We start from the raw sequence: 18,855 nt of genomic DNA on the forward strand, positions 1-18,855 counted from the left end.
CCCTTTCACCTGCTTCGATCGACGCGTAACAGTAGCGCTATTCGCGTGATTCGATAGAGCGCGGCCGCGCGTCGGACGGTATGTCGGCGGGACGGCACTCGCGCTCCTCGGCGGTGAACCACCCGCGATACAGGAACAACTGGCCGAGCACCGGGCTCTTGACTTCGATCTCGATGCGGTGCCGTTCCTCCGCCGCGTCCCACCATTCCCGGCCGATCGTGACCGCGGAGGCCACCTTCGGCAACTTCGGCGCAATGGGACCGAGCAGAAACCGGGGCACCTCGCTCTCGAGCACCAACCCACCGTCGGAGTCGACCGCACACGTGGTGTGCACCACCATGTCCGACGAGAACCCCAGGTAGTCGAGCGCATATGCGTCGGATTCGGCGGACGACACCATCACCGAATTCATCCCCTGCGGACGCGCGGCGAACGCGAAGCGACGCACGAAAGACATTGTCTCGCGGCCCAATTCGTCGACGTACGCATAGTTGGCGATGGTGAAGGGCACATCCTTCCCCACCCCAGCAGGAAACAGGCCACGCTTACGACCGGCCCACAGCAGCGGCGGCGGAACGAGACGAGAATGAGTCATCTCCTCCATCACACCGACCCCGAACTGAGCCCGATGATCCGAGGACTGCAAACCGAAACGCCATTGGACCTTGGGATGCAGACGAGCGAAATCCGAACCCATCACTTCTGCGACGACCGATGCCATGACCACAGTATGCGCTGCGCGCATGTGCATGAAACTTCGTAGCAGGTTACGAGTTACCACTCACATGGGCGAAGCCCTCTACTCCAACTCGGCGGCCAATTCCATCCAACGTTCCTCGGCGACGTCCTTGTCGGCGAGAACCTGCTTGAGTTCGGTGTCGAGGGCCACGAGCTTGTCCGGCGCAGTGGCAGCCTCGGCGAGTTCGGCGTGCAGTTCGGTCTCCCGCTTGGACAGGCGAATGACGAGCTTCTCGAGCTTGCTGAGTTCCTTACGGGCCGCACGCTCCGAAGCCGCATCGCGGGTTGCCTTCCGCGGCACCCCACCGGTGGTCAACGAGTCCGGCGTCGCGTCGGCGGCGAGGACGGCCCGCCTGCGCAGGTAATCCTCGATGCCGCCGGGCAGGTTGGTGAGCTTGCCGTCACCGAACAGTGCCCACGTCGAGTCGCAGATGCGCTCGATGAGGTACCGGTCGTGACTGATGACGACGAGCGTGCCCGCCCAGCCGTCCAGGATGTCCTCGAGCTGCTGCAGGGTGTCGATGTCCAGGTCGTTGGTCGGCTCGTCGAGCAACAGCACGTTCGGCTCGGCCATCAGGACTCGTGTCAACTGCAGGCGGCGTCGTTCGCCACCGGACAGGTCACCGACCGGCGTGCGCTGGCGAGCGGGAGTGAAGCCCAGCCTTTCTGCGAGCTGCCCAGCAGAAATCTCCTTGTCGCCCAACGTGATCCGCTCGGCCACCTCCTTGACCGCGTCGAGGACACGCAGCTTCTTGGGTAGGTCGTCCAATTCCTGCTTCAGCCAACCGATCTTGACGGTCTGGCCCTGGATGCGCTTGCCCGCAGCGGGCTGCAGTTCACCGGCGAGCGTACGCAACATCGTCGTCTTACCCGAGCCGTTGACGCCGACGAGACCCACGCGCTCGCCGGGAGCCAGACGCCACGTGAAGTCCTTGACCAGCTCACGGCCGTCGGGAGTTTCCAGGCGCGCGTCCTCGAGTTCGATGACGACCTTGCCCAGACGGCGCTGCGCAAAGGAGGACAGCGCGACGGAGTCACGAGGCGGCGGTACGTCGGCGATCAGCGCCTCGGCGGCCTCGATGCGGTATTTGGGCTTGGACGTTCGCGCGGGAGCACCGCGGCGCAGCCATGCGAGTTCCTTGCGAGCGAGGTTGCGACGCCGCTCCTCGGATGCGTCGGCCTGACGGGAGCGCTCTGCCCGCGCGAAGACCCAATCGTTGTAGCCACCCTCGTAGGTTTCGATACCACCCCCGACGACCTCCCACGTCTGATTGGCGACGGTGTCGAGGAACCACCGATCGTGCGTGACGACCAGTAGCGCGCTCCGACGGCTCACCAGGTGCGCGGCCAGCCACTGCACGCCCTCGACGTCGAGGTGGTTGGTGGGCTCGTCGAGCACCAACAGATCCAGATCTTGAACGAGGGCTGCTGCCAACGCGACTCGTCGACGCTCGCCACCGGAGAGGTTGTCGATCGGCGCGTCCAGTCCGGAGCTACCGGCCGGACCCAGATCGGCAATACCGATGCCGGTCAGGATGTTTCGTACCCGCGAATCGCCGGCCCACTCGTGCTCGGCCATCCCGAGCGGATCGAGTACCACCTGACCGACCGTCGACCCGGGCGGCAACACACCACGCTGAGTGACGACGGCCATCCGCAGTCCGTTCACTCGGCTGACGCGTCCCGAATCGGGGGGTTCGATGCCGGCGAGAACCTCGAGGGTGGTGGTCTTGCCACCGCCGTTGAGGCCGACCATGCCGATGCGTTCGCCCTCCTGCACACCGAGCGAGACGCCGTCGAGCAGAGGCTTGACGCCGAAGGACTTACTGACGTTTTCGAGATTGACGAGATTGACCATCAGGAAAAACCATTCGATTCACTAGTGACCACACGAGCACCGGGAACCGGTCCACTCGCAACACGGACGGTGCGGCACACGCCTGCACCGGACAATTCTGCGCTCACCGACACCGCCGCATCGGCGTCGGCGCACAGGAACGCACACGTGGGGCCCGAGCCGGACACGATGCCCGCCAACGCACCCGCAGTGACACCCGCTCTCAGTGTGCGACGCAACTGCGGCATCAGCGAGACCGCAGCGGCTTGCAGATCGTTGCCCAACAGCGGGGCGAGGGCCCGCGCATCACCCGACGCGAGGGCATGCATCAAATCCTCGGTGCCGCCGAGCCTGGGCGGATCGCCCTTGGCCCGCAACTGATCGAGCTCGCCGTACACGGCGGGGGTCTGCAGACCACCCTTCGCCAATGCCAGAACCCAATGAAAGTTGTTACGCGAGAGCACCGGAAGCAACTTCTCACCGCGGCCGGTACCGACGGCAGTCCCGCCGTGCAACGAGAACGGCACATCGCTACCGAGTTCGGCCGCCACCTCGTCGAGCTCGTCACGCGAGAGTTCGAGATGCCACATCGCGTTGAGCGCAACCAACGTCGCGGCAGCATCGGCACTACCGCCCGCCATGCCGCCGGCGACCGGAATGCCCTTGTCGATGGTGATCTCCACCGACGGCTCGCGCCCGACCCGACGGCCCAACAACTCGGCGGCCTTCCAGACCAGGTTCCGCGAATCCGTCGGAACGACCTTCGCGTCGTCGCCGCGCACCCGAACCGACAACGCCTTCGCCGGAACGACCGACAACTCGTCGGAGAGAGACAGCGCCTGGAACACCGTCGTCAACTCGTGAAAGCCGTCGGGACGCAGGTCACCGACCGAAAGATGCAGATTCACCTTCGACGGGGCCCGAACGACAACGGGCGTGGGAACGACAGACAGCACGTTTAACCACAGTAGTGGAGAAACAGGGGCCGGGTTCACCATCGGACCGCTCACCTGGGGGTACTCAATGTCACGTTGAGTGGACTTTTCGGGGGTCAATGTCACGTTGAGTGGACTTTTCGGGGGTCAATGTCACGTTGAGTGGACTTCGGTGGCGGGGTCGGGTCGGTAAAGAGGACCGAAGTTGTCCGCATTCGGTGGCATTGTGTGGACATGAAGGAAACCTCGGCCCGGCTGTTGCGGCTGTTGTCGCTTCTGCAGACCCGGCGCGATTGGGCGGGTGCAGAGCTGGCGGAACGGCTCGACGTGACGCCTCGCACGCTGCGGCGCGATGTCGACAAGTTGCGCGATATCGGTTATCCGGTCAATGCGACGCCGGGCGTCGGCGGCGGCTATCAGTTGGGACCGGGTGCCGAGATGCCCCCGTTGTTGCTCGACGACGACGAGGCGTTGGCGGTGGCGTTCGGCCTGCAGTCGGCGGCCGGTGGGTCGGTGGCGGGGATCGGCGAGGCGTCGTTGCGTGCGTTGACGAAGCTGCGGCAGGTGATGCCGTCGCGCATCCGGCATCGGCTCGACGCCCTCCGGATCGACGTGGTGGAGCACACCCCGCGGTCTGCGGTGGATGCGGCGGTGCTGTCGACGGTGGCTGCGGTGTGCCACGGTCACGAGCGACTGCGATTCGACTACCGCAAGCACGACGGTTCGGAGTCTCGGCGCGAGGTGGAGCCCTACAGCTTGGTTCGGGCGGGAGCGCGGTGGTATCTGCTGGGTTGGGATGTGCTGCGCCAGGATTGGCGATCGTATCGGGTGGATCGGCTCACTCCGAAGATTCCCACCGGCCCACGGTTCACGCCGCGGGAGTTACCTGCGGGCGGCGCGGCGGCCTACGTCTCGCAGGGAATCGACCGCGCGTTCACCCAGGTTCAGGCGCGCATTCGCTTGCATGCGCCGATCGAGACGATCGCCCCGATGATCGACGAGCACTGGGGCACACTCGAATCCATCGACGACACCTCGTGTGCGGTGGTGCTCTCGGGAGACTCACTGCCGTCGATCGCCCGCTGGCTGGCGGCGTTCGACACCGACTTCACCGTGCTCGACCCGCCGGAACTGAAAGAGGAATGCCGCGTGGTCGCCGAGCGTCACGCGGCCCTCGAACGGCGATACCTCGCCGCGGTTCACCCTCCGGTAACCGACGCGTGAGTCAATGGGTCCATGACGACCCCACTCGGTTTCGACCCGACCTTCCTGGCCGACATCGACGTTCCGCTGCCGGATCGAGCAGGCCTGGTGGTTCTTCCGTACACGCATTTCTCGGTGTCCATGGACCCTGCCCGACGCCTCGCCGCGGTCACCGGCGTGAACATCGACGGCTCGAGCCTGAAAGACGTGGAGCGAGGCGATGATTGGCGTCTGGACGAGCGGCTTCCGGCAGCGCAGCAGGCGGGGAACGAGTTGTACTCGAACAACGACCTCGACCGTGGGCATCTCGTTCGCCGACGAGATCCGGTGTGGGGCGAGCTGTCGGTCGCGATGCGCGCCAATGCGGATACCTTCCACTACACGGTGTGCGCTCCGCAGACGGCCACGCTGAACCAGTCGAAAACTCTATGGCTGGGGCTCGAGGATTACGTACTGGGCCATGCCGAGCAGTACGGGCAACGACTCTCGGTATTCAGTGGCTGCATCTTCGCCGACGACGATCCGATCTACCGAGGCATTGCCATACCGCGTCGCTTCTTCAAGATTGCCGCGTGGTCCCAGGATTCGGCACCGGCGTGCACCGGATACGTGCTCGATCAGTCGCCGTCACTCGACCCGATTCTCGACAAACCGCTACGGGTCGAGACCGATCCCCCACCGCTCGGCCCGTACCGCACGTATCAGGTTCCGGTAGCAGACATCGCGTCGGCGACCGGCTTGGAGCTGGGAAGTCTCACCGAGGCCGACCGGTACGCACCTGTCGCAGCGGCACGCGCCGAGGCGTCGAAGTGGACCGAACTGACGCGACTGTCGGACATTCACCTGTAAGAACGCGACGTCAGGCCTCGGTAGCCGCCAGACGAACGAACGCTGCCGCGTCGATCGTTTCACCGCGGGCCGTGGGATCGATTCCGGCCGCGCGAAGTCTGCGCTCCGCGGCGACGGGCGAACCGGCCCACCCCGCGAGGGCTGCTCGTAAAGTCTTGCGGCGCTGGGCGAATGCGGCGTCGATGACGGCGAATACCGACTTCCGGTGTGCAGTGTCGGTCGGCCACGGCGGCTCGGCGTATCGATCGATGCGCACCAGCCCCGATTCCACCTTGGGAACCGGCCAGAACACCGAACGGCCTACTGCCCCGGCCCGTTTGACGTCACCGAAGAATCGGGCCTTGACGCTGGGAATGCCGTAGATCTTGCTTCCCGGTACCGCGGCGAGGCGATCGGCAACCTCGGCCTGGACCATCACCACGGCCACCCGCAGGCTGGGTAGCTGCGAAAACAGGTGAATGAGCACAGGCACCGCGACGTTGTACGGCAGGTTCGCCACCAATGCCGTCGGGTGTCCCGGAATGTCCTCGGCCCGTACGCGCAACGCGTCGGCTTCGATGACCGTCAACCGTTCGGCAAGGGTGGGGGCGCGGTCGGCCACCGTGATGGGCAAGCGGGTCGCGAGCTTGGGGTCGATCTCGACCGCGACAACGGCGTCGGCCACATCGAGCAGAGCGAGAGTCAACGATCCGAGGCCGGGACCGACTTCGAGGACGGTGTCCTGAGGTCCGACACCGGCGGAGGCGACGATGCGTCGCACGGTGTTGGCGTCGTGCACGAAGTTCTGGCCGAGTTGTTTGGTGGGACGCACGTCGAGCTCGGCGGCGAGAGAGCGGACTTCGGCAGGACCGAGCAGAGCCGCAGCTCCCCTCACATGTTCGGACACGGTGCGAACTCTACGGGCGGGCAGGTGATCAGCGGTAACCCAGACGCGAGGTGCATGCCGGCCATGCGCCCCAGCCCTGCGACTTCTGCGTCACCGATGCGATGGCGATCTGTTCTTCGCGGGTGGCGAGGTCGGCGCGCGGTGCGTATTTCAGGCCGCCCTGGCGTTCCCAGGTGTTCTGGTCGAATTGCACGCCGCCATAGAAACCGTTGCCGGTGTTGATGGCCCAGTTGCCGGTTGCCTCGCATTGAGCAAGCGCGTCCCAGATCGCACCGTTCTCCACGGGTGGGACCTCGGTGCCGGGCTTGGCTCCGACTCGAACGGTCTTCGGCTGCGCCGGCACCTTGACCACTTCGTCGATCTTCTCGCGTCCGGCCTCGACCCCGTTGACCATGTTGATCTTCCAGGTGATGTCGGAGACGCCGGGAGCGCCGGGGTTCTCGACGACGGTCTTGCTCATGTTCATCGTCGGATCTTCGACGCGCTGTTCCGGGGCATCGGTGTCGGTGGTCTCGGTCTTGGTGACGGTCCGGTCGCGCGTGACGACGATCTCGGCACCGTCGGTGACGGCGGCATCCGGATCCGGCGACACGGTGTCGGCCTCTTCCAATGGCTTGCCCGCTGCTTCGAGGAATTCGCGCACGGTCGGAGCGGCGAGCGTCACCGGCGTTGCCGGACTGCCTCCGTCGACCAGCGAGACCTGCTTGGGCAGGGCCACGTCCAGTTCGGTGCCGTCGAGGGGCAACCGCTCGGAGCGAGACGCCGACACGTGGACGTCCTCGGCGAGGCCCGTCTGCTGCAGAGCTTCCTCGACCGTCAACGCGGTGGTCCAGATCTCCTCCAGCTTGCCGTCGACGTTCAGGGTGATCTCGCGAGCGCGGCGCAGCACGACGGTGTCGCCGTCACTCAGCCCGGAGTCGGGCGCGGGAACGACCAGATCCTTGTCCGACGGCGTGTAGCCGGCATCGACGAGAGCGCTGTTGACGTCGGTCTTCATCGTGCTCAGCGAAATCATGTCGCCGTCGACGTCGATGGTCACGGTTTTGTGACGGCTCACCGCCATCACGCCCCCGGCGACCAGCGTCATCAACAGGGCCGCGATGACCAGGTAGAGCGTGGTCGAACGAGCGGAGTTGAGGCGTCTGATAGTCGACAAGTTTCGTATTCCTGGCGGTTGCAAGCGTGACTTCGGGGTCGAAACGCCCGAGTTCGGTCACGGTACGGTAACGAATTAGTACCTCCGCCGCAACCCAAGGAGCTAGAGCCCGTACACCCGCTCGGCATTCGCCGTGGCATGCGCCGCCAGTTCGGCCGGGTCCTGGCCACGAACCTCGGCCAGCGCCCGGGCGGTGTACGGCAGGCAGTACGGCTCGTTGGGTGCACCGCGAAACGGATGCGGCGTGAGAAACGGAGCATCCGTTTCCACCAGCACCAACTCGTCGGGCACCAACACTGCGGCCTCACGCAGCGCATGCGCGTTCTTGAAACTGACCGTCCCCGAGAAGCTGAGAACGTAACCGGCGTCGACGCAGGCCTTGGCGGTCTCGGGCCCGCCGGAGAAGCAGTGGAAGATCACCGTCTCCGGAGCGCCCTCGGCGACCAGGACCGCGAGCAGATCCTCGTCGGCCTCGCGGTTGTGAATCATCAGCGGCTTCCCGAGGCGCTTGGCGAGATCGATGTGCCAGCGAAATCCCTCGTGCTGCTCCGGGACCGTCGCACAGTCGTCGAGCTTGCCGGGCCAGTAGTAGTCCAGACCCGTTTCGCCGATGGCGACGACGCGGGGATCGGCCGCGAGTCGTTCGATCTCGGCCTTCGCTGCGTCGTCGAGCACATTCGCGCGGGTGGGATGGATCGCGACCGCCGCCCACACCCGTGGATCCCAGGATGCAGCGTCGACGGCGAAGCGCGCGGCGTCGAGGTCGTCGGCGATCGTGACCACCCGGGTGACCCCCACCGACTCGGCGCGATCGACGATCGCGGCCACGCTCGCGGCATCGGTCGCTCCGCAGGCATCGAGGTGGGTGTGGGCGTCGACGAGGGTGCCGACGGCATCGGGCAGCGGTGGCGCGGGACGTTCTCTACTCACGCTGGATAGAGTAGGCGCACCATGACTGCGCCAGCTGATGCCTCACGGCCACCCTTCTACGTCACCACGGCAATCGCGTACCCCAACGGAGCACCCCACATCGGGCACGCGTACGAATACATCGCCACCGACACGATCGCGCGCTTCAAGCGCCTCGATGGCTACGACGTGCGTTTCTTGACGGGAACCGACGAGCACGGCCTCAAGATGCAGCAGACCGCGCAGAACGAGGGCATCGACGTCCGCGAGCTCGCGGCGCGCAATTCCGATGCCTTCCAGGCGGCGCACGATCTGCTGCAGAGCTCCTACGGCCGCTTCATCCGCACCACCGATGCCGACCACCATGCCGCCAGCCAGGAACTGTGGCGACGGATGGAGGCGAACGGCGACATCTACCTCGACTCCTACTCCGGCTGGTACTCGGTCCGCGACGAGGCGTTCTACACCGAGGCCGAGACCACCCTGACCGAGGACGGGTCCCGCGTCGCGACCGAGACGAACACGCCCGTCGAATGGACCGAGGAGTCGTCGTACTTCTTCCGGCTCTCGCAGTACCAGGACAAACTGCTCGAGATGTACGACGCGTCGCCCGATTTCATCGCGCCGAACACGCGCCGCAACGAGATCGTGAACTTCGTCAAGGGCGGTCTGCGCGACCTGTCGATCTCCCGGACCACATTCGACTGGGGTGTGCCGGTACCCGGCGATCCCGCGCACGTCATGTACGTGTGGGTCGACGCGTTGACCAACTACCTCACCGGTGCAGGTTTCCCCGAGACCGACTCGGAGGCGTACCGGAAGTTCTGGCCCGCCGATCTGCACGTCATCGGCAAGGACATCACGAGGTTCCACACCGTCTACTGGCCGGCGTTCCTGATGTCCGCAGGCATCGAGCTACCCAAGCGGGTGTTCGTGCACGGGTTCTTGAATGTCAAGGGCGAGAAGATGTCCAAGTCTCTGGGCAACGTGCTGACCCCCGACTCGTTGGTGGAGAACTACGGCCTCGATCCGGTGCGCTTCTTCTTCCTCCGCGAGGTCTCGTTCGGGCAGGACGGCAGCTACAGCCACGAGGCGATCGTCGCCCGCGTCAATGCCGACCTGTCCAACGAACTGGGCAACCTCGCGCAGCGTTCGCTGACGATGGTGGCGAAGAACCTCGAAGGACAGCTCCCGACACCGGGTGCATTCACCGCCGAGGACGAGGCGATGCTGGCCCGCGCGGACGCGCTGCTGGAGATCTGCCGACGCGAATTCGATGTGCAGGCAATCCATTCCGCACTCGAAGCGATCTGGTCGGTACTCGGCGAGACCAACCGCTACTTCTCGCTGCAGCAGCCATGGGTGCTGCGCAAGACCGACCCCGATCGCATGGCCACCGTGCTGTACGTGACGATCGAGGTGTTGCGCATCGTGAGCATCCTTGCTCAACCCGTCATGCCCGATTCCGCGTCGCGCATCCTCGACCTGCTCGGGGCTTCGAACCGCGAATTCGCCGACATCGCAACACGTTCGGTGCCCGGCACCGCTCTCCCGGCCCCGACGCCGGTGTTCCCCAAGTACGAAGAGAAGTAAGCCCTTGTGAGTGGAACTTCGTAGCCCACTACGAGGTTCCACTCACGTGGGGCTACGCCGCCTTTTCGAGCTCCTCCAACGTGTTCTCCAGATGCGTGAGCATTCGCTGCAGGTGCGGCACACTGCGTCGGCAGCCGATGAGCCCGAAGTTCAACGAATCGCCGTTGCTGGCGACGGTGATGTTCAGCGCCTGTCCGTCGCACACGATGGACGCCGGGTAGATGCCGTCGAGTTTCGCGCCGTTCCAGTAGAGATCCTCCTTGGAACCCGGCACGTTGGAGATGATCACGTTGAACGGCGGCGGGGTGTAGTCGACGAATCCCGGCACCGGCCCGAACAACAACGGGGCCATGGTGATTGCACCGACGGCAAGCGCTTCGAGGGTGTTGAGCTCCCCCATCATCTGCTTGCCTCGGACGGTGGACTCCTTGATGCGTTCGAGGCGAAGCAGCGGATCGGATTCGTCGGTCCCCAGGTTGCACAGAATGGTCGTCACGGAGTTACCGGCGTCCTTGCTGTCACCCTCCTTGCGCAGCGAGACCGGCACCATGGCGATCAGTGGCTCCTCGGGGAGCGCGTTCTGATCGATGAGGTAGGCACGCAGCGCACCGGCGCACATCGCGAGCACCATGTCGTTCAGCGTTGCATCGAGAGCGGTACCGACCTTACGAATACGCTCGATCGACCAGCTCTCCGCCGCGAAGCGTCGAGCGCCACCGATGGGCACGTTGAACATCGTCCGCGGTGCCTGCAGCGGTAGTTGTGCGCCCTGTTTCTTCAACGCGCGCAATCCGATTCGCGCGGAGGCAGGCGCGAAATCCACCAGGTCGCCGGCAATCTTGCGTCCCATGGACAGGCCGCTGCCCAGTTGCGCCAGCCGCCCGGGCTCGGCCTTGTCGACCTTCTTTCTGCCGCGACCGAACAACGACGGGTCCCAGGTCGCCACTCCGCTGCGATCCTCGGGGTCCGTCGAGAGTGTGCGCTGCATGAGCTTCAGCGCGCTGACGCCGTCGACCAGCGAGTGATGCACCTTGGTGTACAACGCAACTCGGCCGTCGGCCAGACCCTCGATGATGTGCAGTTCCCACATCGGCCGGTAGCGATCGAGCGGGGCACTGTGATTGAGCGAGAGAAACTGGAACAGCTCGCGGATGCGTCCCGGCGAGGGCAAGACAGCGCGCCTGACGTGGTACTCGAAGTCGACGTCCTGATCGAAAGCCCACGCGAGAGTTCCCATGATCTGCACCGGGCGGGCCGGCCGCTTGCGGAACAGCTCGTGCACTTCACCAGTGGTGAACTTGCGATGCACTTCCTGTGCGAACTCGTGCGGATCGCCGGGCGGTACGAACAACTCCAGTCCGCCCACGTGCATCGGGTGCTCCCGCGATTCGGCGATCAGAAACATCGATTCGGTGATGGGCATGAGTGCCATGAGCTGTCCTTTTTCCATTTGTTTTATGTCACGGTACGGCACCGAATGTGACTCAGAACACGACCTTACGTGCGCTCACGAAATCCCACCCGCTATTGTCCGTTACCAGGGGTTCCAAACAGAACGGGGATCCGACGCACGGCGCACACGCGCCCTGCAACAGCCAACGGGGATGGAGGCGACGGCTATGAATCCGGCGCTCACCGTAGTGAAAACGTCCGACGCGGCAGCCACTGCGCGCCGCCGCGATATCCGCGGAGCAAGCCTGCAGTCGCAGATCCTGTCCAAATACCTGCAGTTCACCGTGCGCCCGTTCCTGACGGTGTGGGCGCAGGCACCGTCACTGCCGTGGCCGATGGGTTTGGTCGATTACGCGGGTCTGCTCGTCCCCCAGATCAGCGGCACCACCCGCAGTCGCATCATGCTCTCCGAATGCGAGGCCGAATGGATTCGGGCCGAGGGCAGCGGAACCGATCGTGTCGTTCTGTACATGCACGGCGGCGCCTTCGTGTGCTGTGGACTGCGGACTCATCGGCGGATGACGTCACGCGTCTCCAAGAGCGTCGACGGCGCAGTCCTGTCGGTGAATTACCGCATGATGCCGCGTAACCCGATCGCACACGCCGTCGAGGACGGGGTCGACGCCTACCGCTTCCTCCTCGATTCCGGCTATCGCCCGGACCAGATCATCATGGGCGGGGATTCGGCGGGCGGATATCTCGCTTTCATGGTCACCTTGGCTCTGCGGACCGTCGGCCTGCCCGCACCGGCCGGGATCTTCACGATGTCGCCCCTGACCGATATGGATCCCACCGGCAAGCTCACGCACGAGAACGCGGACAAATGTTCGGTGTTCCCATCCAATGCTGTTCCTGCGCTGACCGCGCTCGCCGATCGTGTCGACGCACGCATCGTCATCGAAGGTGAACGCGGCCCACGGGTCTCACCGGTCGACGGTGATCTCGCCGGCCTGCCGCCGGTTCTGATCCAGGTCGGATCGACCGAAATGGTCTATGCCGACGCCGAACTCATGGCTCAGCGCCTCGCCGTCGCCGGAGTCGACTGCGAACTCCAGGTCTTCGAGGATCAGGTGCACGTGTTCCAGGCCGCCGATTTCGTTCCCGAAGCGCGTCGCGCACTACGCGCCATCGGCGAGTTCGCCCGTAACGTCAGCCCCCGTACAGAAAGCTGAGATACCTTCTCCCCATGGCAGTCACAGTGAACAAGTCCGTCGACATCGAGGCCGACGCACCGACAATTCTCGACGTCCTCGCCGACGTCGAAGGCATCCCCTCGTGGTCCCCCGTACACAAGAAGTGCGAGGTGGTCGACCGCTTCGACGACGGTCGACCGAACCACGTCAAGATGAAGGTCTCGATCATCGGCATCAACGACGAGCAGTTGGTCCAGTACACCTGGAGCGAGAACGAGGTCTCGTGGAGCTTGGTGGAGAGCTCACAGCAGAAGGCCCAGGAAGGCCGATACACGTTGACGCCCAAGGGCAACGGCACGCACGTCGAATTCGAGCTGACCGTCGACCCGAAGGCTCCCCTGCCCGGCTTCCTCGTCAAGAAGGGCACCAAGACCATTCTCGAGGCAGCGACCGAAGGGCTACGCCAGCACGTGGTGGGCTGAGCGTCACTGATCCTTGCGGGCGGCGAGAACGGCCTCGTACACCTCGCGCTTGGACACGCCTGCGACGGCCACCTGAGCGCAGGCGTCCTTCAACCGCATGCCCGATGCCACGAGCGATTCCACCTCGGCCACGAGATCCTCGGGTTCCTCGGCGACGGCGACCGCTCCTTCGAGTACGACGGTGATCTCACCGCGCACTCCGTCACGTGCCCAGTCGAGCAGCTCCCCCAGGCCGCCGCGGCGGACCTCCTCGTAGGTCTTGGTGAGCTCTCGGCACACCGCAGCGCGGCGGTCGGGGCCGAGAACGTGCACCGCGTCCTCGAGACACGCGACGAGCCGATGCGGGGCCTCGAAGAAGACGATGGCACGCGGTTCGGCGAGCACCGACTGGAAATACGTGCGCCGCTGTCCCTGCTTGCGCGGGGCGAATCCGTCGAAGCAGAAGCGCTCCACCGGCAGCCCCGACAGCGCCAGCGCGGTCGTGACGGCCGACGGTCCGGGCAGGCAGGTCACCGGCAGGTCGGCGTCGACGCAGGCCGCGACCAACCGGTAGCCCGGATCGCTCACCGACGGCATGCCCGCGTCGGTCACCAGCAGTACGGTCTTTCCCTCGGCGACGGCCTCGACCAGTGCGGGTAGCCGCGCTGTTTCGACCTGGTCGTAGAAACTGACGACCCTGCCCCCGATCGTCACGCCGAGGGCGGACGCCAGTTGTTTGGTGCGTCGGGTGTCTTCGGCGGCCACGACATCGGCACTGCCGAGGGCATCACGCAGGCGCTGCGAGGCATCTCCGACGTCGCCCATCGGGGTGGCAGCAAGGATGAGCATGTCTCCAGTGTCTCCCATGCGGTGCAGCGGCCTGCCGCCCACTCCGGAACACCGCCTACGATCGGTACGTGACCTTGCTGACCTCTGAGCGCTCCGGCGACCGGTCGATGGTCAGTCCCGGGCCCACCGTTGCCGCGCGCGACTGGTTCCACGACACCGACGTACGACGCGGCTGGATCGTCACCCTCGTCGTCACCGCCATCTGTGCGATCACGCGCTTCACGATGTTGCGGTACCCCACCGACGCCGGAACGCCGGTGTTCGACGAGAAGCACTACGCACCGCAGGGTTATCAGGTGCTCACCGGCGGCGGGCTCGAGGACAATCCGGCCTACGGACTGGTGGTGCACCCGCCGGTCGGCAAACAGCTGATCGCCGTCGGCGAGGCGTTGTTCGGCTACAACGGTTGGGGATGGCGTTTTTCGTCCGCGGTCGCCGGAACGCTGTTGGTACTGCTGGTGATTCGCATCGTCCGACGCCTCACCCACTCGACGCTCATCGGTGCGATCGCAGGCATTCTGCTCATCGTCGACGGTGTGACGTTCGTCAGCAGCCGCATCGGCATGCTGGACATCTTTCTGGCGTTGTTCGTCACCGCTGCTCTGGGTTGCCTGGTCGTCGACCGCGACGACGTGCGAAAGCGACTGTGGACGGTGCGAGCCGAGGGCCGCATGGACGTCAGCGATCTCGGCCCGCGAATGGGTGTGCGGTGGTGGCGTTTCGGGGCCGGCGTCATGCTGGGTCTCGCATGTGGCACCAAGTGGTCGGGTCTGTATTTCATCGCGTTCTTCGGCTTGCTGAGCGTGGCGTTCGACCTGGCTGCTCGTCGCTCGTACGGGGTTCGCCGACCGTGGCGGGGAACTGCGGTGCGCGACATCGAACCCGCGCTGTACGCGCTGGTGATCGTTCCGATCGTCGTGTACCTGATGACGTACTGGGCGTGGTTCACCTCCGAGACCGGTGTCGACCGACACGAGGTGGGCAACGGAATCGGATTCGGCGGACCGTTCTCCTTCGTCCCCGGTGCCCTGCGGTCGCTCTGGTACTACAGCGGCAGTGTGCTCGATTTCCATGAGGGACTGACCAATTCGGCAGGCAATCGGCACCCGTGGGAATCCAAGCCGTGGACGTGGCCGATGGGCCTACGCCCCATGCTGTACTACTTCGCCGACGGCGAGAACGTGTCGGGGTGCTCGGCGTCGTCGTGCGTGAAGGCGATCATGCTGATCGGCACGCCCGCGATGTGGTGGTTGGCCTTGCCGATGCTCGCCTGGACGCTGTGGTCCGTTCTCGTACGACGAGATTGGCGCTACGCCACGGTTCTCGTCGGTTACGGTGCCGCGCTGTTGCCCTGGTTCGCGACCCTCGACCGGCAGATGTACTACTTCTATGCGGTGGCGCTCGCGCCGTTCATGGTGATGGGCTTCGCGCTGGTACTGGGCGACATCATCGGAAAAGCGAGCGCCTCGGCCGAGAGACGCGGTACCGGACTGCTTCTGGTGTGCCTGTACATCGCGGTGGTGATCGCCAACTTCGTGTGGCTGTGGCCGATCCTCACCGCGATGCCGATCACCCCGCAGATGTGGCAGGAACAATTGTGGTTACCGAGTTGGCGCTGAGCGCCCCACCCGGCTCGCTACCGACTACTGCAGAATTGCGGTCTTGCCCTTGGTGATTCCGTCGATGCTGATGCGACCGGCACCGAACGCCGCGAGCATCAGTGCGCCGACGCCGAGAGCGACGACGAGCTCGTAGCCGTTTTCGGTGGCGAACACCCCGTTCTCGAAGTGGACGAGGAATGCAGCTCCCAACATGTCGGCGAACAGCAGCAGACCGGCGATCGGGGTGAAGATGCCGAGAACTAATGCGCCGCCGCCGATGAGCTCGACGAACGTTGCGAAGTAGGCAGACGCCGTGGGTACCGGAATGTTCATCGCATCGAAGCTGGCAGCAGTGCCGTCGAGGCCGAAGGTGTTGAGCTTCTGCCACCCGTGGGCGATGAAGACGACTCCCAGGCCGATACGGGCTACGAGGGCGACGGCGTCACGGACGAGTGTTGAGTTCATTGATAGGCATCCTTCTGGCGCGGCTGAATGGGCAGCACCACCCTGACAGAAGGAGGTTGAAGCGTCAACTTACCGGCCGCCTGCCCCTTTCAGAGCAGCTTCGAGAAACGTTCGCGCCTGGTCGTCGTCGAGACCGATAGATCTGACGGCCCGGACGAATTCCGTTGCGGCCCTGGCTGCGATGTCCCGTGACGGATCACCGCCGGACGCCACGAACGATCCGGATCTACCCCGCGTCTCGATGATTCCCTGCTGTTCGAGCTCCCGGTAGGTCTTCGCCACCGTGTTCGGCGCGATCTTCAGCTCTTCGGCAAGACCGCGAACCGTGGGGATCTTTGTTCCGGCGATGAGATCCCCGGACCGCACCAATCCCAGAATCTGCATCCGCAATTGCTCGAACACCGGGGTCGTGTTCGACGGATCGATGCTTACGCGCACGATCGCCTCATCGAACAGCGTCGACAGCGTCGGCGATGGACGTCGATCCGGACGTGAGCATCAGCGTTTTGCCGATGGCACTGCCGGTGTCGATCAGGCGGGCGACGACCGCTGCAACGTCGGCACGGGTCACCTCGCCGGGGTCGAGTGGAGGCTCGGTGAGCGAAACCGAATCCGTCGCATCCTCGTCGGTCAGCTTGCCGGGACGGAGAACGGTCCAGTCCAAGCCCGTGCGGGACGAAACATCTTCTTCCGCAGCAGTTTTTGCCCGGATGTATGCTTTCCATCCCTCGTCGAGGTCGTCCGCGACCGGTTCACCGGCCCCGAAGGAACTGATCAGAACGTAGCGGCGAACGCCGGCCTTCTCGGCGGCATCGGCCAACAACACCGCACCGGCCCGGTCGACGGTGTCCTTGCGCTCGGGACCGCTGTTGGGACCTGCACCGGCCGCGAACACCACTGCGTCGGCACCGGAGAGAACGTCGGCCAACTCGTCGACGGACGCAGACTCCAGATCGATGACCTGCGGCAGCGCACCGAGGGCCGTGACGGCATCGACGTGATCGCTGTTGCGAATGAGCGACACAGCGCGGTCACCGTGCGCCGTGAGAACCTGCGTGAGATGTTGGGCGATCTGGCCGTGCCCACCTGCAATGACAATGCGCTTGTCGGTCATGCGACTACTCCCGTTCCTGGCGTGATCTGTCGCGTTGGCTACCCGCGTGACAGGATTGCAAACATGACCCGGGCCGCAACCATCTATCACAACCCACGCTGCAACACCTCCCGCACCGTTCTGAAGATGATCGAGGATGCGGGCATCGTCCCCCAGGTCGTCAAGTACCTCGAGACGCCGCCGACCGAAGACGAACTCCGCACGCTGCTCGCCGACGCGGGACTCGAACCACGTCAGGCTGTTCGAACCCGGGAGAGCATCTACAAAGAACTCGAACTGGCGGAGGCCGACGACGAGACCTTGATCGCGGCGATGGCGGCGCACCCCATTCTGATCGAACGCCCGATCGTGGTCACCGACAAGGGAACCGTGTTGGCTCGCCCCTCCGAGAAGGTCCTCGCCGTCCTGTAGAAACGCCTGTTCGTCAGAGCCTTTCGCGCGACACCGGGCACGACATACACCGAGGGCCACCCCGGCCCGAGCCCAACTCGGACCCGGAGATTCGCAACACCTCGATGCCCGACGCCTCGAGCCGCGCATTGGTCTCGACGTTGCGCTCGTAGGCAACGACCACCCCCGGGGAGATCGCGAGGGTGTTGTTGCCGTCGTCCCATTGCTCGCGTTCGGCGGTCACATGATCGAGTCCGGTGTCGATCAACCGGAGTTTGCCGATTCCCATCGCATCGGCAGCGGCTTCGAGGAACGGGTCGGCGCCGCGAATACTGACGCCGGCATCCTCGCGGTGAATCGTGAACGCGGACAACGTGTCCTGAATAGCCGGATACATCACGACCGCGTCGGTGTCGACCATGGTGCAGACGGTGTCCAGATGCATGGACGCACGCTCCTGCGCGATCGGCACCACCAACACGCTGTGCGCCAGATCGTCCTCGAAGAGACTGCGTGCCAACGCTTCTGCGCCCGCAGGGGTGGTGCGCTCCCCCACACCCACCGCGACCACTCCAGGAGCGAGCAGCAACACGTCACCGCCTTCGACCGGAGCGGTACGGGATTCGTACGCACGTCGCACGCCTTTGAACATGGGATGGAATGCGTAGATCAAATCGGTCAGCGACGTTTCCCGTACTCGCGCAGGCAAGGCGAGGGAGGTGATCGCCACTCGGTTGTCGATCCAGAACGACGAGTCACGGGTGAACAGCAGATTGGGCAGCGGATCGATGACGAAGTCGCCCCCGTGATGCATGCGGCGAACCAGCGAGGCACCACTGGGCTCGGCCTCACCGGACTCGGCTTCGAGCAATTCGTCGAACGTCATGCCCGCCATCAGGATCTGGGCCAGTTCGGCTGCCGGGATACCGCGCAGGTACTGGGCGAGATCCTCGGCGAGCGCCCGTCCGAGCCGGCGGGCGTCGACGGCAGCCGAGATGCCCTGCATCCGAGCGGCACCGCTGACCGTCATCGCTTCGGTAAGGAGTTCGCCGAGCAGCAGCACCGTCACGCCGCGGCTGCGGAGCAACTCCGCGAACGCATCGTGCTCGTCCTGCGCCCGGTCCACCCACGGCAATCCGTCGAACAGCAGCTGGTCGTTGTTTCTCGGAGTCAGGCGCCGCAGCTCGTCGCCCGGGCGGTGCAGCATCACAGTGCGGAGCACACCTACCTCGGAATTGGCTCCCAACGGGCCCGCAGCGGAGTCGACGCTCATGAACGAACGGT

19 protein-coding genes are annotated in these 18,855 nt (G+C 64.9%); 7 read left to right on the forward strand and 12 right to left on the reverse strand.

Features of this window, described 5'->3' with window-relative positions:
- Positions 1 to 37: 37 nt before the first annotated feature.
- The 3 genes from CH278_RS15510 to CH278_RS15520 all read right to left on the reverse strand — a co-directional run bounded on the left by CH278_RS15510 (position 38) and on the right by CH278_RS15520 (position 3,531).
- Complete coding sequence (locus CH278_RS15510; protein ID WP_032364166.1) at positions 38 to 721, reverse strand: DUF4166 domain-containing protein; 684 nt, start codon at positions 719 to 721, stop codon at positions 38 to 40.
- Between the two features lie 78 nt (positions 722 to 799).
- On the reverse strand, positions 800 to 2,596 hold the full coding sequence (locus CH278_RS15515; protein ID WP_027496078.1) for an ABC-F family ATP-binding cassette domain-containing protein: 1,797 nt from the start codon (positions 2,594 to 2,596) through the stop codon (positions 800 to 802).
- Positions 2,596 to 3,531: a 4-(cytidine 5'-diphospho)-2-C-methyl-D-erythritol kinase gene (locus CH278_RS15520; RefSeq protein WP_032371216.1), complete on the reverse strand. Its 936-nt coding sequence runs from the start codon at positions 3,529 to 3,531 to the stop codon at positions 2,596 to 2,598. Before CH278_RS15520 ends, CH278_RS15515 begins: the two co-directional genes overlap by 1 nt.
- A gap of 213 nt (positions 3,532 to 3,744) precedes the next feature.
- Here CH278_RS15520 and CH278_RS15525 point away from each other — a divergent pair, with 213 nt between their 5' ends.
- Together CH278_RS15525 and CH278_RS15530 are read left to right on the forward strand one after the other, a co-directional pair.
- On the forward strand, positions 3,745 to 4,734 hold the full coding sequence (locus CH278_RS15525) for a helix-turn-helix transcriptional regulator (RefSeq protein WP_094622328.1): 990 nt from the start codon (positions 3,745 to 3,747) through the stop codon (positions 4,732 to 4,734).
- 12 nt (positions 4,735 to 4,746) lie between these two features.
- Complete coding sequence (locus tag CH278_RS15530; RefSeq protein ID WP_094622329.1) at positions 4,747 to 5,562, forward strand: DNA/RNA non-specific endonuclease; 816 nt, start codon at positions 4,747 to 4,749, stop codon at positions 5,560 to 5,562.
- Between the two features lie 10 nt (positions 5,563 to 5,572).
- Here CH278_RS15530 and rsmA read toward each other — a convergent pair whose 3' ends face one another.
- From rsmA to CH278_RS15545, 3 genes are all read right to left on the reverse strand, one after another.
- Entirely contained in the window at positions 5,573 to 6,448 is an 876-nt protein-coding gene (gene rsmA, locus CH278_RS15535) for a 16S rRNA (adenine(1518)-N(6)/adenine(1519)-N(6))-dimethyltransferase RsmA (protein WP_032401065.1), read from the reverse strand.
- A 28-nt stretch (positions 6,449 to 6,476) separates the two neighbouring features.
- On the reverse strand, positions 6,477 to 7,604 hold the full coding sequence (locus CH278_RS15540) for a resuscitation-promoting factor (protein ID WP_094622330.1): 1,128 nt from the start codon (positions 7,602 to 7,604) through the stop codon (positions 6,477 to 6,479).
- A gap of 102 nt (positions 7,605 to 7,706) precedes the next feature.
- A complete protein-coding gene (locus CH278_RS15545) occupies positions 7,707 to 8,534 on the reverse strand; it encodes a TatD family hydrolase (protein ID WP_032373031.1) in 828 nt (275 codons plus the stop codon).
- 21 nt (positions 8,535 to 8,555) lie between these two features.
- Here CH278_RS15545 and metG point away from each other — a divergent pair, with 21 nt between their 5' ends.
- A complete protein-coding gene (gene metG, locus CH278_RS15550; RefSeq protein WP_032373032.1) occupies positions 8,556 to 10,106 on the forward strand; it encodes a methionine--tRNA ligase in 1,551 nt (516 codons plus the stop codon).
- A 52-nt stretch (positions 10,107 to 10,158) separates the two neighbouring features.
- Here metG and CH278_RS15555 read toward each other — a convergent pair whose 3' ends face one another.
- Positions 10,159 to 11,538 (reverse strand): WS/DGAT/MGAT family O-acyltransferase, encoded by a 1,380-nt coding sequence (locus CH278_RS15555; protein WP_094622353.1) that lies wholly within the window; start codon positions 11,536 to 11,538, stop codon positions 10,159 to 10,161.
- A 187-nt stretch (positions 11,539 to 11,725) separates the two neighbouring features.
- Here CH278_RS15555 and CH278_RS15560 point away from each other — a divergent pair, with 187 nt between their 5' ends.
- On the forward strand, positions 11,726 to 12,730 hold the full coding sequence (locus CH278_RS15560) for an alpha/beta hydrolase (protein WP_094622331.1): 1,005 nt from the start codon (positions 11,726 to 11,728) through the stop codon (positions 12,728 to 12,730).
- A 14-nt stretch (positions 12,731 to 12,744) separates the two neighbouring features.
- Complete coding sequence (locus tag CH278_RS15565; protein WP_094622332.1) at positions 12,745 to 13,173, forward strand: SRPBCC family protein; 429 nt, start codon at positions 12,745 to 12,747, stop codon at positions 13,171 to 13,173.
- A gap of 3 nt (positions 13,174 to 13,176) precedes the next feature.
- Here the strand turns inward: CH278_RS15565 and rsmI are convergent, their stop codons facing one another.
- Complete coding sequence (rsmI, locus tag CH278_RS15570) at positions 13,177 to 14,001, reverse strand: 16S rRNA (cytidine(1402)-2'-O)-methyltransferase (RefSeq protein WP_256991789.1); 825 nt, start codon at positions 13,999 to 14,001, stop codon at positions 13,177 to 13,179.
- Between the two features lie 107 nt (positions 14,002 to 14,108).
- Here rsmI and CH278_RS15575 point away from each other — a divergent pair, with 107 nt between their 5' ends.
- A complete protein-coding gene (locus tag CH278_RS15575) occupies positions 14,109 to 15,620 on the forward strand; it encodes a dolichyl-phosphate-mannose--protein mannosyltransferase (protein ID WP_094622355.1) in 1,512 nt (503 codons plus the stop codon).
- Positions 15,621 to 15,644: 24 nt separating this feature from the next.
- Here the strand turns inward: CH278_RS15575 and CH278_RS15580 are convergent, their stop codons facing one another.
- The 3 genes from CH278_RS15580 to CH278_RS15590 all read right to left on the reverse strand — a co-directional run bounded on the left by CH278_RS15580 (position 15,645) and on the right by CH278_RS15590 (position 17,181).
- Positions 15,645 to 16,067, reverse strand: a complete 423-nt coding sequence (locus CH278_RS15580) for a DoxX family protein (protein WP_094622333.1) — start codon at positions 16,065 to 16,067, stop codon at positions 15,645 to 15,647.
- A gap of 69 nt (positions 16,068 to 16,136) precedes the next feature.
- Positions 16,137 to 16,505: a GntR family transcriptional regulator gene (locus tag CH278_RS15585; RefSeq protein WP_027496064.1), complete on the reverse strand. Its 369-nt coding sequence runs from the start codon at positions 16,503 to 16,505 to the stop codon at positions 16,137 to 16,139.
- Positions 16,506 to 16,512: 7 nt separating this feature from the next.
- The gene (locus CH278_RS15590) at positions 16,513 to 17,181 is read right to left on the reverse strand and encodes an SDR family oxidoreductase (RefSeq protein ID WP_032385673.1); all 669 of its coding nucleotides are present in this window, start codon (positions 17,179 to 17,181) and stop codon (positions 16,513 to 16,515) included.
- A 63-nt stretch (positions 17,182 to 17,244) separates the two neighbouring features.
- Between CH278_RS15590 and arsC the strand changes: the two genes are divergently transcribed.
- Positions 17,245 to 17,592, forward strand: a complete 348-nt coding sequence (arsC, locus tag CH278_RS15595) for an arsenate reductase (glutaredoxin) (protein WP_094622334.1) — start codon at positions 17,245 to 17,247, stop codon at positions 17,590 to 17,592.
- Positions 17,593 to 17,605: 13 nt separating this feature from the next.
- Here arsC and CH278_RS15600 read toward each other — a convergent pair whose 3' ends face one another.
- The gene (locus CH278_RS15600; protein ID WP_027496061.1) at positions 17,606 to 18,844 is read right to left on the reverse strand and encodes an arginine deiminase; all 1,239 of its coding nucleotides are present in this window, start codon (positions 18,842 to 18,844) and stop codon (positions 17,606 to 17,608) included.
- Positions 18,845 to 18,855 lie beyond the last annotated feature (11 nt).

Origin of the sequence: Rhodococcus sp. 05-2254-5 (assembly GCF_002258575.1) — a bacterium.
GTDB classification, from domain to species: Bacteria; Actinomycetota; Actinomycetes; order Mycobacteriales; family Mycobacteriaceae; genus Rhodococcoides; species Rhodococcoides fascians.